Here is a 14625-nt window from a genome sequence, read left to right as displayed (position 1 = left end):
CAAAAGGCGCTTCTGTCATGTTGATGCTTTATCTCATTCGCATGGAGAAAGTCTCCTGCACAGGAGTGGCGGTGATGTTTTGCGTCTCCGCCATATTCTTATAGGAACTGACATAGTCCAGAGTTTCCTTGAGCGTATCAAAAGATGCGTGGACGGTTCGCGCACCGTTGATGATATGGTCTTTTTCATACTGAACACGCAGGCCGACTTTCCCCTCTTTCGTCTGGAATATTCTCAGTTCAAATGTTCCGCCGTCACCCGTTTCCACCTTCAACTCGTGTTCCTGTTTGCCGTAAAAATCCATGCCGGAAGGTCGGAATCCGGCTTTTTCCATGGCTTGGCGATAGGAGTCGCCCTCCGTTGCCGAAGCTGCGGAGAGATCCTTCTCAGGATGCGTCATGGCATCGGCAAAACCGAGCAGGGCGGCATCCTGGCGTGCGAAATTCAGGGCGTCTTCTCTGCTCTCAAACTGCTTGAAGCGGACACCGGGCGGGCCTTTCACAAGGGAGTGCCAGAGATTGTCGTCATACAGGCAATGGATGGGCCACCTCGTAGTTTCACGCACATGGGAACGGTTCAGAAGATACCCGACCGGACTGTGCGTGACGGCGTACTCCGTCTGGTTCCCCTGCTCACCAAAGGTAAGCGTACAGACACGGTGGTCTTTCGGTGCCGCGTCTGCCATGGAGAAGGGGGCGTCGGGAGTTTCCTGCCTGGTCTCTTCTGCCGGAGTCGTGTCGGCCCCGGCGTCGGAAGTCTTTGGTGTCCAGTGGGAAACATAGCTCGCGTCATCCTGCATACGCTGCAACTCCCGGATGATGGCGCTATGATTTTCCCGCGCCAGGGTCAGTTCCTCCTTCTGGGGAAACTCCCTGCCGAGCGCTTCTCTGGTTGTTTCCAGTTCCGCCTTTTCATGACGGCAGGTTTCCCGGAATTTTTCCATGGCTTCATCGAAACCTTTGGCCAGGAAGTTGTCCATGCGCTGGAACAGACCGGAAAGACTGAGTTTGTCGTCAAAGAGATAGACGAGATTGTCCGGCTTGAACTCCTGTCCATCCGTACCTGTCACAACGATTCTGAACCCCTCCTTGCCGCCGAAGGACTGGGCATAGCGTTCAAGGTGCATGGCGAATCCCCGATAGGAGCCGAACAGTACCCTGGCTCCGGCATTGCGCGTGATCTCCTTCACGCAGCCGAGCAGAATATCCTTTATTTTTTCGCCGTCTCTGTCCGTCAGCATCTTGTCTCCCGCAAAGAGTTCTATACGGATTTTTTCCTTGTCTTTTTCCTTGACGATATGGGTGTGGCTGTCCCGGTGCCGGATGTTGGCGGCGTAGGCGCTTTCCGCCTTGGCAAGACGCTCATCGGTTCCGTTGAGCCACTTCAGCCTGTCGCGCAGACGATGCTGTCCCCGCTGATGCTGGGAATACAGGGCTTCCAGCTTGCGAAGGTCTGCGGCAAGCTGAACCTGCATGAGAATCAGCGGATTGCCTGAAGCTGCGGCCTTCATTTCGGCGGCGTTGGCGGCCTCGCTCTGCACGTCGTCGATAACGCGCTGGAGCAGATCGCCCTTGCGGAACTGCTCGATGGCAGCCGCCTTGTACTCTATGGTCTGCCACATCCTGGCGTCATACGTCTGTTTGGTGGCATAGTTGTAAATGCCCACGGAAAAGTGTTCCGGGTCGCGCTCATAGAACAGGTTGCCCTGGCGGATAATGCGCCCGTTGCGCTGTTCCAGGTCGGAAGGCCGCCAGGGGGCATCAAGATGATGTGCGGCCACCAGACGTTTCTGGACGTTCATGCCAGCGCCCATCTTGCTGGTGGAGCCGAGCAGGATACGAACATGGCCGGCATTCATGTCGGAAAAGAGTTTTGCCTTGCGGATGTCGGTGTTGGCCTCATGGATGAAGGCGATTTCTTCCGGCGGAATCCCGCGCGCGACAAGTTTGCTTCGTATGTCGTCATAGACGGAAAACTTTGATGACAGCGCAATGACGGCATCCATATCGGAAGCGACGGAGGTGTCTTCACCGCTGTCGTTCGTTTCGGCCTGTGTTGTTCCATGAGGTTCCTCATCCTTCTGTTCAGGCAGAAGCGTGCCGTCCACGTTCAGCAGAGTTTCCAATTCCAGGTCGTTACGGTTGTCCGGTGCGGAAGTCGGAGTTCTGCCGCCCTTGGGGGTGGACAAATCGCAGAAGACAAGCTGCGTGCCTCTGTCCGCCGCCGTGTCGCTCCAAATTTGATAGATGCGTTCAACGGCGGCGTTGACCTTGGAACCTGCGAAATCATCCGCGTGCGGTTCTATCAGGCGATAGTCCAGACCGGCCTTGCGGGCGTCGTTGGTGATTTTGAGCGGATTGTCCAAACGCGGGTCGGGAGGAAGGTTTTCCATGCGGTTGATGATTTTTTCCATGTAGGCAGCCTGCTCCCCGGAGCGTTCGGCTACATCGTTATACGGCTTTCCATCAGTGACGGGAGGCGTCAGGGGGCGCAGCCCTGCCTGCTTTGCCTGTTCATCCAGATCGTTTTTGGTGACGACATCGGCAAAGGTCCGGTACATGGCAAGCAGTTCCGGGATGTTCTGGAATTTGGCGAAGCGGCTTTTGAGCTTGTAGTTCACCCCTGTGGCGTCGAGTTCCCAGCCGCTTGTGACCTGGCCGAAGGTGGAGGCCCAGGAGTCAAAATGGTCTATGCCCTTGGCCTGCAATTCCTCATACTGCATGTAGCGCTGGAGCGTGTATACTTCGGCAATGGTGTTCGATATGGGGGTGCCGGTCAGAAAGTACACGCCCCGGCCTTCGTTTTTCCGTTGCAGGTAGCGGCATTTGATGAAGAGATCGAGCGCCTTGGCCGAACCTGTGATATTGCCCAGACCGGAGACGTTCATGGTGGTCTGGTAGGCAAGGTTCTTGAACTCGTGGCTTTCGTCCACAAAGAGCGCGTCCACGCCCAGGTCGGCGAAATCAACGGAGGTATCCTTTTTCCCCGTTCCTGCGAGCAGAAGTTCATAGCGGGCTTCCATGTTTTCCCGCTGCTTTTCAAGCTGCTTGACCGTGGCCCGGCCTCCTTCCGCCTCCTTCACGGCCTCAATGGCTTCCAGCACCGCATCAATCTGCTCCTTCAGAATCTCCCGCTGAATGTCGTGAGGCATGTCGATTTTACGGAAGGAGCTGTGCGCGACGATAACGGCGTCCCAGTCTCCGGTCGCAATACGGGAAAAAAGCCGTTCCCGGTTCTGTTTGGTGAAGTCGGTCTTGTCCGCCACCAGAATATGGGCATTGGGATAGAGCTTGTAGAACTCATCCCGCCACTGGTGGAGAAGGTGGTTGGGTACGACCACCATCGGTTTGGAAACAAAGCCCATGCGCTTGGATTCCATGATGGTCGCTATGCAGGCCATGGTCTTTCCCGCGCCGACGACGTGATCGAACAGGGCCGTGCCTTCCTGAATGGCCCGCCAGACGGCATCCTTCTGGTGAGGCCGAAGTTTTACTTCTGAAGAAGCGCCGACCAGCTCAAGATGGGAGCCGTCATACCTGGGAGGCACGTTCGTGTTGAAGCGGTCGTTGTAGAGCCTGGACAGGCTGGCTCTTCTGTCGTCATCCGTCCATATCCAGTCCGTGAAGGCCTGTTTTATTTCGTCGGCCTTCTGCATGGCTGCGGCGGTCAGCTCCTGGTCCAGAACCGTGATGGGTCTGCCCTGTTCGTCGCGCTGGCCGGTTTCCTTTTCCACCTTGATGGGCTTGTTCATCAGAAGGGCTTCAATGATTTTTTCCGCAGGGTATTCCGGGATGCCCCAGACGTTGGTATTCAGCGCGGCATCGTACAGATAGACACGGACGCTCCATCGACCGAGCGTGGGCAGGTAATCCACCTGCTGAGAGCCTTTTCCGCCATGCAGATGTTCGATGAAGTCCGATATGACGGAAGGAGGAAGCCAGGCGGAGCCGAACTTGACGCCGATGTCCACGGCTTCTATGTCGGGCGGCAGAGCCTCCGTAAGCGCTTCCACATTGGGCAGAAAGCGAGGGTCGGAGCTTGCGGCGTCCCGTGCCTGACGCAGTTTTGCCCGGACATTGCCCGTGAGATACTTATCCCTGATTTCCCAGAGTTCCGTGGCGGGGTTGAGAAAAATAAGGCCCTGTTCCTGCAAGTCCCGCTGAATGACATCGGTGGAGCGTCCGAGAAGCTGTTCCATGCGGGCAAAGTCCACCTTGCCGCTTTCCCGAAGCGCTATGACAAGGGCATCCTTGGGGCTTTCCGCCTGTTGGGCGAGCGTCGCCGGTTTAAGCACACGCTGTCGGAATACGGCAGCTTTTCTGGCGGAAGCGGGTCTGGCCTGTCTGCCGGTCTTGCGGGCCACATCCGGCGAAATGCCCTTGTCGTAGTCCGCTTCCAGGGATTCCAGCAGAGCGTGTTCAGGGTCTTCCCGCATGAGGCTGCGGTTGGTTTGTGAGTTAAGGTGCCCGTATTTTTTGACAAAGGCGTCGTATTGCGTGTTGAGCCGCTGGCGCAGGTTCGCCATACGACTTTCACTTCCTTCGCCTTTTTCCTCATTGAGCAGCTCACGCAGGGTATCCCTGAGCTGAATCATGGAAGCCAGGCGCAGTCGGGCGGTTTCATTTTTTACGGTGACGGGTTCATAACCTCCGTCGCCGAACTCCCCGGAAGTCTTGAAGACGATTTTTCTGCTTTGAGGTTCAACGCAGAGTGCGCCCATTTTCAGGGACTGGAAGTAGTCGGAAGCCAGGAAGTCATGATTGAGACCGGATTCGGCTTCACGGACTTCGGCAGAGGGTAAGGGGCTGAACTGCACGGCAGGCAGCGCGTCCAGACGCCGGGCTATTTCTTCGCCGAGGTCTGTCTGAGACGCATCGGACACGCAGTTCAGGCTGTCCTCGAACATGCCCCCGGAATACGCCATTCTTCCGATGATCTGTTCCGGGCGGGAAGCGAAGTAGCTGTTGACCACGGCGGTGCGCCTGCCGCCGTGCTTGAAGTCGTCCACTTCCATGCTGGACGTGTGGAGCCACTCCAGACTCCGCTTGTTTTCGCCGTTGTGCTTTTGAAAGAAAACGATGTCGGTGGTGACATCCGTCAGGGCATTTTGCCGGAAAGCGGTTTCAGGCAGGCGCACCGCGCCCAGGAAGTCGGCATATCCCGCGATATGTTCGCGGGCGGAGGAATCGACGGCATCCATGAAGTAACGGCTGACCACAAAGGCGGCTATGCCGCCCTCGCGCAGCAGGCGCATGGACTTGGCGAGAAAATAGTTGTGGATGGAAAATTTTTTCAGTTCGGGAAATTCGGGGTCGTAGAGAGACTGATTCCCGAAAGGAGGATTGCCCACTGCAAGGTCGAAACTCGGCGTGTTGAGGGGGATGGTCTGAAAGCCGTTATTGATGTGGCGGGCTTTGGGGTACAGGTATGCGGCAATGGCCGCTGTTGTCGGTTCCAGTTCCACGGCCAGGAACCGGGCCTGGAAACTTTCCGGGCAAAGTCCGATAAAATTGCCGATACCCGCCGAAGGTTCGAGAATGTGGAGTTCCTTTCCCGTTTCAACGCCGAGTCTGGAAAGCCCCTGATAGATGCCCCTGATGACGGTTTCCGAGGTATAGTGAGCGTCCTGTGTGGAGCGCCGGGCGGCCGCGTATTCATCGGGGGAGAGTACGCCTTGAAGTTCCCGGTATTCCGCCGCCCATTTGTCGTTTTTGGGGTCAAAGACCTGCGGAAGACCACCCCATCCGACAAAATGCACCAGCGTGCTTTTTTCTTCCGGGGTGGCCAGTTTCGCGCCGTTGGCCTGGAGCTGCTTCAGCAGACGTATGGCGGCGAGGTTATCCGCATATTTTTTCTTTGCGCCGCCGACACCAAGCTGTTCTTCCGGGCTTATCCGGTAATTTTCAGGTTCATCTCCACCCCGCAGCTTTCCAAAATCTCCCAGTCCGACATCCCCCGCAGGCTCGCCTGCCGGGCGGATTCGCTGCACAGCGTCCTCTTCTCTATGGCCTGCTGCTGATCCAGTCGTATCTGCAAGGCCAGATTCCCTTCCTCTTCCAGGCGCTTCAGTTCGTCGGGACTGTTCAGTGCCCAGCGGTCGAGAATCAAGTAGGCTGAATTGGTGAACCCTCTGACCTTGAGGTCGTGAATGGTTTCTGGCTTGAGAACGGTTCTGGCGATGTCCAGCGGGTTTGTCTGTCTGTCCAGCATGGGAAACCTCCTGAGTTGAGGAATGTTGTTGTCTGAAGGCCGCGACTTCCTGCACGGTCAGGTAGTCTTCGTTTCCTTTCCGGAACAGCTCTTCCGGCGTGTCCCTGTCGCCGTCGATGAAGCGCACGATGTCCAGGGAAGGACTGTACATGCGTCCCCCGTCCGACGTTTCATAAACAGAGAAACCGCGTCCGTTCACGCCGAGCCTTTTCGGGGGGATGCTGTCATCGGGCGGAAGCAGCGGCTTCCGTTTGCCGGGATGTTCCGGTTCTTTCGGAAGTTCTTCGTGTGAGGCGGGGCTGACCGGAGGCGTAGCGGACGGGGGCTGTTCGTGCGTCGGCTCCCGGAGTATCCGTGTTCCGGCTTCTTCCCTTATGTCATCCTGAATGTTTTCTTCCCTGATCTGTTCGATATGGCTGACCATGATGTCGAACAGCGACAACTGACGGGAATCACTGGTCTGCTTGCGCCGTCTGGCCATACTGTCCTTTCCTTGCCGCTGGGCGGAGGAAAGGCGGCGCGTCGAAATGAAGACAGCCTGTTCCTACTCGCCGGGCTTTTTTTCCTGGGCGATTGTCAGCTTTGCGGCGTTTTCAACGACAATGCGCCCGTTTTCTTCATAAAAAACAACCTTATCCCCTTCCTTCACGTCGAGCTTTCTGCGAATGGCGAGGGGCAGCGTGATCTGACCGCGCGAAGTGACCTTGGCAAGTTCCATGAGTTCTCCCTGAAATCTTATTTACAAGATAAATCTTACTTATAAGATTAGTGAGAAGGGAAGCGTTCGTCAAGACGGGTCAGGGAAAGAGGGCGTCATAAAACGGACTCATTCAAAAGGCCGCGCGTAATCATCTGGACGATGCGTTCTTTGGCATCGGCGTCGTCGGCGCGGGCCTTATGGGCGAGTTCGAGAGCCAGCGGCACTTGTGAGGCCGTGAAATCACAGGCGGGAAAACGAATGCCGTCCAGAATCCAGGTGGGAGTTGAGGTGATTCTGGATTGCGAGGCGATAATATCCGCGCCTACGACAGGAGCGACCTGTTGCAGAGAGTCGGCAAAGTCTTCCGGCACAATGGCCGCATCCTGAAGCGCCGTTTGCAGCGCAGCCTCATAGGGTTTCGGAACGCCGAGAGGTGTCCGGGGCACCACGGCATTCCAGAAGCTGTGCGCGGCGTTCGGAGAAAAGCGCAGGAGTGCTTCAAAGCTCAGGGCTTTTTTCAACGACTCTCCGTAGTTGTCCGAAGGGCTGTGACGCACGACAATGCACATGCCGGGATTTTCCCGCTGTGCCCGGAGCGGTTCCTCAATGCCGCAGTAAGGACATTCCAGGTTGACCCAGTATTCCATGATGTCGCCCTGAAATTCTTTTGTCGGCCTGCCGTCCAGACAGGTTCTGCCGGAAAGGGCCGCATCGGGCGCGTAAGGCAGCGCCAGGTCTTTTGAAAGTTCCGCCTTTACGCCAGCTTCCACGGCTATCCGGTCGGACACGGGCGTTCCGGCATGGGCAGAAGGAACCGATCCCGACAAAAGACAGATGAAAAGAGTAATAAGTTGTACGAGTCGCGTCATAACTGTTCTCCGGTGCGGTATTGTCGAAGGGGACTTGCCATATTGGCGATTGCGAGTTATATAAAAATATAACTTATGGAGGATGACGATGTACACAGCAAATTTGAGAAAAGTCGGCGGTTCAGTGATGCTGGCCGTTCCTCCCGCCATTTTGGAAATGCTGCGAATGGAATCGGGGTCATCGGTAAGCATGGCCGTGGAATCCGGGCGTCTGATTATTGAGCCGAACGTCAGGAAGAAGTACAGCCTGCAGGAACTGTTGGCCCAGTGTGATGCTTCCGCGCCGCTTTCCCCTGAGGATGGAGTGTGGACCGGGGCTGGAGCCACGGGCGGGGAGCTGATCTGATGCGGCGTGGTGATATTTATCTGGTGACGCTTGATCCTACAGAAGGGCATGAGCAACAGGGAACGCGACCGGTGTTGGTGATTTCTCCCGACGAGTTCAACAGAGTGACGCAGGTTCCCGTAGTGTTGCCGATTACCAGCGGGGGGAATTTTGCCCGTACTGCAGGATTCGCCGTGTCGCTCAGCGGATGCGGCACGCGTACTACAGGAGTAGTTCGTTGTGACCAGCCCAGGGCGCTGGACTTGCGGGCGAGATCCGGCAGACGGCTGGAACAAGTACCGCCCGTCATTATGGATGAAGTTCTTGCAAGGTTGGCGACCATTTTCAGCTAGCCGGGCTTTTTCTCTTTTATGCCGCATGGTCATAGTGTTTCTCCTGGGAGAGCTGCACAAGCTGGGGGACGCGCAGCTGCGCTTTTTTCAGGGAAGGGTTGGCAAAGAACATGGTGCCCCGGACGATTTGCCCGCTGAAGATGAAATGGGCTTCGCCTTCGATCTGTTCCTGCAAGTCGCGCAGGACGACGCGGTCTTCCTGTTCCACGGTGGTGTTCATGGCGTCGCGGTAACCTGCGCTTATTTTTTCGTTGACATTGAAGCCGGTGGTGCGGAGGACGGTGCCTTGGCCGGCCTGTCCCCGTATGAGTTCCCAGGTTTTTTCCGCGTCCTGCATTTTCATGAAGATTTTTATGGAGGTGTTGGCCACCATCTGCTGCGCGCCTTTTTTGTCCGCTTCCAGAATACCGGCGTAATCCTGGGAGGCGACGATGGCGGCTATGCCGAGACCGCGCCCCTGTGTCAGCACGACCTCAAAGCCGGGGGTGACGATGGCCGCATATTCATCCACGATGCACAGATACGGGCCGATGCCCACAGTGTCCGTGGGCAGGGCTTCCAGCACGTCGGCGGCGTCGCCTTCAATATGTGCGCCGAGGCCCACGGCACAGGCGTTGCGTATGGCGGAGAGGCTGATTTTTCCGAGGCTGGCCAGTTCTGCGGGGGCTTTTTCCAGCGAAGGCAGAAGAACGACCAGCACGCGGCGCTGCATGATGGCGTCGGCAAAATCGACTTCTCCGTCTTCAGCCCCGTAGATGTGGGAATAGGTGTCCGTCAGGCTGGAAAGGGCCTTTCCGAAGTAGCTCTGGGCATAGCCGAACTGCTCCGCAAAGGACTGGGGCTGGTCTTTCATTTCCCGTCCGGCAATCCAGCCGCAGGTGCCGAGAGCCGCATGGATGGAGGCGCGGGACTCTTCATCAAGCTCCGCCCGCAGCGCGAGGGCGACACATTTTTCAAGCGCCAGCGATTCACGGATGACGCTGGTGGAGAGCTTGAGCAGCCCTTTGTCGCGCAGGTCCACCAGGGCGTACATGACGCCGGAAATCAACGCCTGCGCCTTGTCGGCAAAGATGCTGTTCGCCCCGTCGGACGCGGGCATGAGGGAAACAAGAAGCTGCGTCAGGGCTTCCGCACTGCCGAAGGTGAAGGGATTGTTGGTGTTGGAAAGACGGCGCGGAGTTTTTCCTTTGACTTTGCCGGAAGTGCCGTAGTTCAGTACGCGGAAGTCGTCGTCCCGTCCCAGAAAGCGGGCCATCTGCCATATCTGTACGGCGAGTTTCGGACTTGCTTTCGGGTCGATGTAGAACAGCCCGCTTCCCGTAGCCAGAGCATTGTATGAAAGGGAAACGAGGGTTTCCGTCTTGCCGGAACCGGTGGTGCCGAAAAGCAGGCAGTGGGTAAGAATGTCCTTGGCCTTCAGCCAGAGTTCTTTCTGGTCCTGTACCCTGTTTCCCAGGAAGAAGATGCCCTCCGGTCTGGCGTAGCCGCGTCTGCCGGGCAGAGGATCGCCTTTATCCGTGCCGGAGAGACCGAGCGGCATTCGGAAAGGCAGCCTTTCGTCTTCGACATAGACGCAGCGGGCGGCAAACAGAGCAAGCCCGGCGATAAAGAACGGCATGGAGAGCGAGGGAAAAAGAAAAAGACACACCCCCGCCGCAAAGATGCCGCCGGTTTGCACATGGCCGAGCCTGAGCGTGTCTCCCAGGCGTTGCAGCGGGGAGCGCACATCCCGGAAGAGCCGTTTCCGTTCCTGTGTTTCGTGGTCTTCAAGACCTCTGATTTTTCGTTCCATACGCACCTCAATAGTGTTCTTCCGCCAGGGAAGGGTCGTCGTTGGCATCGTATTCCGGGTCGTTTTCTGCCGCAGCGTACACCATATCCGACACAGGTTCCGCCTGCTCCACGGCAGGCGTAAAGGACTGCTCGAACATGGGCGGAATGAAAATGTCCGTCAGCCAGCCCTGGGCGGACAAGGAATCCTTGAGACTCGTGACGGCGAGATCAACGTGAGGCTCGGTCAGGGCCTGCCCCACCTGTTCTTCTGCCTTGTAGTGCGCCCAGGGAGCCAGGCTTTCCACCCACGCGGTTCTTCCCCCGCATTGATTGAGCGCGTACCAGAGCGGCCTGTCCAACGGGCGAAGCCACAGGAACTGGGAACTGGCCAGAACGCCTTTTTTCCTTGCCCGGCACAGCAGTGCCATGAACCACGGAAGCTCGAACGCCGCGTGAATACGGAGAGATTTTTCGGAAAGAACGGACTGATGCTTTTCCCAGATGCGGTTCAGATTCAGATGGAAGTTTTTTTGTTCCAGAATGGGGCATGTCGCCCTGTCGCGTTTTTCCCGATAGGAGGATGAGACGGCATCCAGTACGGCAACGCAGCCTTTTTTGTCTCCGTCCGCATAGGACAGGAATGCGGCGGCCAGCGCGCGACGGCAGGCAGTCATGGCCGTATGGTTCTCGAACGGTTTGCCGAGCTGGTCCTGAAAGGCGGCGAGAGCTTTGTCTTCATCCAGCCTGGCATTGCCCCATGCGGGAAGCTCCGTATCCGCCAGCCCGTTATGCAGAGCCTGCTCCAGAGTGAAGGCTTCACCGTTTTCATTGAGCAGAAGTTCCTGTTCCAGCGCGAATTGAACGGGAGTTCGGGCAATGCGCCATAAGCCGGAATCGTAGGATTTGGGCGAAAGCAGGTACTTGCCGCGACCAACGACCGGTCTGAGACAGGGGAAGGATTCCGCGTTGTTTTTCAGCAGGCTTTTCATGCTGAAATGCCGGACGAGCCTTCCCACCCGTCCTATGAAAATGGCGGTGCAGCCGCACAAAAGCAGAAGCAGCGCGAGCGGCCATCGCATCCATGACCCGGCATAGCGCAGTAATCCCCGCACCTGTTCCCAGGTCAGCGCGGCGGGTTCCACCTCGGTGAGACGCTCAAGGATGGTCCGTACTTCTTCTGAAAAAGGCGCAAAGACTCTGAGCTGGATACTTGCCAGCCAGACCAGAGGCGCGTTGACGCTTCCCTTATGCGCTGCGTACAGAGCCGGGATGACGACAAAAATCAGCACCAGAAGCGCAAACCACAGAAAAAGCATGTCGTCTCTTTCGTCGCGGAGCTGACTCACGGCTGCGCCTCCTGAAGGGAAGAGAGGCTGGAGATACCCCGGCGACGCAGTTCTTCCAGGTTCGTTCTGACCTTTCTGATATAGGCATCCCTGCGATGGGGCGTTCTGGAATGATACGCGCCTATGGCCAGCCAGAGATCGCCGGTCCGTTCATACTCCTTGCGAAGCAGCCATGCCGCCGCATAGGCGTTGACGCAGCCGTCCCGAAGCAGGGTTTCCGGGGCTATGCCCATGGCGGCCAGTTCATTGACGTGAACGGTGTTGATTTGAAAGCAGCCCAGGTCCCAGGTGCCGTTGGTGTTGCTCAGAGCTTCTCCCATGCTCCCTCCCTCCGTGGCGAGCAGACCGAAAAGCGCGGCCGGAGGCATTCCGCTTACACGGGCGGCATCCAGAACACAGCCCGTGGTCAGAGGTCGTGTCATCGAAACGACGACTTTGGCCCGCTCGGCGGAGAAGGCCATGCCGGGAGACAGACAAAGGATGCTCAGAAACAGGCAGAGCGCTCTCATTTCAATTTCTCCTTGAGCTTCACCACATAGTCTCCGCCCGTGCCGTACACCTTGAACGGATTGTTGCCGCCGATGCCGTTTATGGAGTTGAGGACCTGATTGTGAGCATCGTTGATTTTCTGCTGAATGAGGGAGTCAACCTGATGGCACATTCCCGCGACGATCTGGTCCATGCCCGGCAACGTCACGCCAAGGCTGAAAGCGTCGCCGAGAGCATTGATGGAGCCGAGACAGCCGGACAGCGCATCCCGTTCGGATTCAGGGTCGGGAATCATGGTGTTGTGAGTATCGGATACCCGTCCGTTGCGCTGCTGCATGGCTGAGCCGACGGCATCCCGCATATCCTGACAGGAAGCCGCAAAACAGGGAAAAGCCTGTGCCAGACAAAGGATAAGGAGAAGCGCAGTCCTCATTGTTCCTTCCTCCCTTTCCGGCCTTCAAAAACGGGGGCCCCGTTTTCTCCGACCGGATATATCTGCTTGCAGCGGGGATAATCGGAACAGCCGTAGAACTTCCCTTTGGCGCTGCTGCGCAGGACGAGAGGCTTGCCGCAGACTTTGCAGGCGTGTTCCGAAAGCGTGGGTTTCGGTCTGGGACTTCCCGGTTTGCCGTTGTCATCGGGAAGTATGGTCTTGCAGTCGGGATAGGCGGAGCAGCTCCAGAACCATGAGCCGTCCTTTTTTCTTTTACGGCGCTGAAGAGCGGCCCCGCAGTCGGGGCAGACATGGGCGGGGCTGGCTTTGCGTTCCAGAATCGGAGCCAGCAGCGTCGGCAGAAGACGTTTTTGTTCCGAGAGAAAAGCGTCCAGACTGCCCTTGCCCTGGGCGATGGCTTCAAGCTGGTCTTCCCATGCGGCGGTGGTGATGGGGTCTTTCAGAGCGGGCGGCGTCAGGTCGATGATTTCCTGCCCCAGCGGCGTGGATACGATGGATTTTTTCTCGGCGACGAGATAGCCGCGTTCTTTCAGCGTCTCAATGATATTGGCGCGGGTGGCTTCGGTTCCGAGGCCCTTGCTTTCCTTGAGCGTGGCTTTCGCCTGACCGTCCTTGACCAGAAGATGGACGTGGGCCATGGCGTCAATCAGGCTCCCCTCGCTGAATCGTGAGGGAGGAGAAGTCTTTTTCCGCACGCTTTCCGCGTTACGGCAGCGCACGGCGTCGCCCTGTTCCATGAGCGGCAGAAGTTCCTGCTCCTGTTCATCGGAATCATCGTCATCCCTGGAAAGCGCCGTCCATCCGGCCTCCAGCAGTCGCCGCCCTGAGGCTTCCCATCGGGTATCTCCGAGAGCAACGGCGATTTTCTGGGCTTCATAGCGCATGGGCGGATGAAATTGCAGACAGTAGGCCGTGGCGATCAGCAGAAAAAGGGCGCGTTCTTCCCCGGCAAGGCTTTCCGCAGGTTCCCCGGTGGGAATGATGGCGTGGTGGGCGGTAATCTTTTTCGTGTTCCAGACCGTGCTTTTCAGGCGGGAATCCGCCTTGCCCGCAAGCTGCTCCAGGCCGGAGACTCCGGCAAGGCGGCTTAGAATGGATGCGGCTTCGCCATGCTGCTCTTCCGGCAGATAGCGGCAGTCTGTCCTGGGGTAGGTGGTGAGTTTCTTTTCATAAAGGCTCTGGGCGACATCCAGGACGCGCTTGGCCGACATGCCGAGTCTGGCGGAAGCGGATTTTTGCAGGGAAGAGAGGCAATGAGGCAAGGGGGCGGGTCTGGTTTTCTTTTCCCGCAGAGATTCCAGAACCGTTCCTTCCTTGCCGTTGACCGATTCCAGAACGGCGGCAACCTGAGCAAGGTCCACAAGACGCCCGGAGCTGTCCAGTCCGTCCTGCGAGTCGGAAGGCACGAAGGTGACGGAACATTCTCCGTGGGGGTGGATGATGCTTGCCCGCAGCACAAAATAATCCGAGGGCTTGAAATGGGCGATCTCCCTGTCGCGGGCCACAACCAACGCCAGCGTGGGCGTCTGGACTCTGCCGAGGGAAAGCACTTCCGTGCGTCCGTTTTCTCTGCCTGTGATGGTCAGGGCGCGGGTGGCGTTTATGCCGACCAGCCAGTCGGCCATCATTCTGGCGCGGGCGGCGTCCCGCAAAGGCGCATTGGCGGCGTTGTCCGTGATGTTGCCGAGAGCGATGCTGACGGAGCGGTCATCCAGGGAAGGCAGCCAGATACGGAAGACAGGGCCGCGATAGCGGAAATGTTCCAGCACTTCATCAACAAGAAGCTGACCTTCCCGGTCAGGGTCGCCCGCATGGACGACGGAGGCGGCGTCGCGCAGCAGTTTGCCGATGGTGTCGAGCTGTGCTTTCGACGTGCGCTTGACCACATATTTCCATGAGGAAGGAATGATGGGCAGATGTTCGCGTCGCCATTGGGCATATTCCAGGCAGTAGGCTTCAGGATAGGCGGGTTCAAGAAGGTGGCCGAAGCACCAGGTGACGATGTTGTCTCCGCACCGGATACAGCCCTGTTCCGTGCGTCCCCCGCCAAGTCCTCTGGCAATGGCTTTTCCAAGATTCGGTTTTTCAGCGATGAAAAGTCTCATG

At 57.6% G+C, this 14625-nt stretch carries 11 protein-coding genes; 3 read left to right on the top strand and 8 right to left on the bottom strand.

Going from position 1 to position 14625, the window contains the following annotated elements; genetic code table 11:
• Positions 1 to 28 precede the first annotated feature (28 nt).
• Together ABGT79_RS04775 and ABGT79_RS04770 are read right to left on the bottom strand one after the other, a co-directional pair.
• The gene (locus ABGT79_RS04775; RefSeq protein WP_346665238.1) at positions 29 to 5989 is read right to left on the bottom strand and encodes an SNF2-related protein; all 5961 of its coding nucleotides are present in this window, start codon (positions 5987 to 5989) and stop codon (positions 29 to 31) included.
• Positions 5890 to 6210, bottom strand: a complete 321-nt coding sequence (locus ABGT79_RS04770; RefSeq protein ID WP_072337178.1) for a hypothetical protein — start codon at positions 6208 to 6210, stop codon at positions 5890 to 5892. Before ABGT79_RS04770 ends, ABGT79_RS04775 begins: the two co-directional genes overlap by 100 nt.
• A 412-nt stretch (positions 6211 to 6622) precedes the next feature.
• On the opposite strand from ABGT79_RS04770, the gene ABGT79_RS04765 reads away from it, so the two are divergent.
• Positions 6623 to 6973, top strand: a complete 351-nt coding sequence (locus tag ABGT79_RS04765) for a hypothetical protein (RefSeq protein WP_346665237.1) — start codon at positions 6623 to 6625, stop codon at positions 6971 to 6973.
• Positions 6974 to 7023: 50 nt separating this feature from the next.
• Here ABGT79_RS04765 and ABGT79_RS04760 read toward each other — a convergent pair whose 3' ends face one another.
• Positions 7024 to 7971, bottom strand: coding sequence for a hypothetical protein (locus ABGT79_RS04760; RefSeq protein ID WP_346665236.1), 948 nt, complete (start codon positions 7969 to 7971; stop codon positions 7024 to 7026).
• Between ABGT79_RS04760 and ABGT79_RS04755 the strand changes: the two genes are divergently transcribed.
• Complete coding sequence (locus ABGT79_RS04755; protein ID WP_346665235.1) at positions 7970 to 8125, top strand: hypothetical protein; 156 nt, start codon at positions 7970 to 7972, stop codon at positions 8123 to 8125. The genes ABGT79_RS04760 and ABGT79_RS04755 overlap by 2 nt on opposite strands.
• The gene (locus tag ABGT79_RS04750) at positions 8125 to 8457 is read left to right on the top strand and encodes a type II toxin-antitoxin system PemK/MazF family toxin (RefSeq protein WP_077073078.1); all 333 of its coding nucleotides are present in this window, start codon (positions 8125 to 8127) and stop codon (positions 8455 to 8457) included. Before ABGT79_RS04755 ends, ABGT79_RS04750 begins: the two co-directional genes overlap by 1 nt.
• A 16-nt stretch (positions 8458 to 8473) precedes the next feature.
• Here ABGT79_RS04750 and ABGT79_RS04745 read toward each other — a convergent pair whose 3' ends face one another.
• From ABGT79_RS04745 to ABGT79_RS04725, 5 genes are all read right to left on the bottom strand, one after another.
• Positions 8474 to 10249: a type IV secretory system conjugative DNA transfer family protein gene (locus ABGT79_RS04745; protein ID WP_077073079.1), complete on the bottom strand. Its 1776-nt coding sequence runs from the start codon at positions 10247 to 10249 to the stop codon at positions 8474 to 8476.
• Between the two features lie 7 nt (positions 10250 to 10256).
• On the bottom strand, positions 10257 to 11576 hold the full coding sequence (locus ABGT79_RS04740) for a hypothetical protein (protein WP_346665234.1): 1320 nt from the start codon (positions 11574 to 11576) through the stop codon (positions 10257 to 10259).
• Positions 11573 to 12085, bottom strand: a complete 513-nt coding sequence (locus ABGT79_RS04735; RefSeq protein ID WP_279060878.1) for a lytic transglycosylase domain-containing protein — start codon at positions 12083 to 12085, stop codon at positions 11573 to 11575. Before ABGT79_RS04735 ends, ABGT79_RS04740 begins: the two co-directional genes overlap by 4 nt.
• Positions 12082 to 12402 (bottom strand): hypothetical protein, encoded by a 321-nt coding sequence (locus ABGT79_RS04730; RefSeq protein WP_346665233.1) that lies wholly within the window; start codon positions 12400 to 12402, stop codon positions 12082 to 12084. The genes ABGT79_RS04735 and ABGT79_RS04730 overlap by 4 nt, the downstream gene beginning before the upstream one ends.
• Positions 12403 to 12494: 92 nt before the next feature.
• Positions 12495 to 14624: a DNA topoisomerase 3 gene (locus ABGT79_RS04725; protein ID WP_346665232.1), complete on the bottom strand. Its 2130-nt coding sequence runs from the start codon at positions 14622 to 14624 to the stop codon at positions 12495 to 12497.
• Position 14625 lies beyond the last annotated feature (1 nt).

Source organism: uncultured Mailhella sp. (genome assembly GCF_963931295.1).
Taxonomy (GTDB): Bacteria; Desulfobacterota; Desulfovibrionia; order Desulfovibrionales; family Desulfovibrionaceae; genus Mailhella.
Note: the sequence above shows the minus strand (reverse complement) of the source record. Positions and strands in the feature narration are given on the sequence as shown.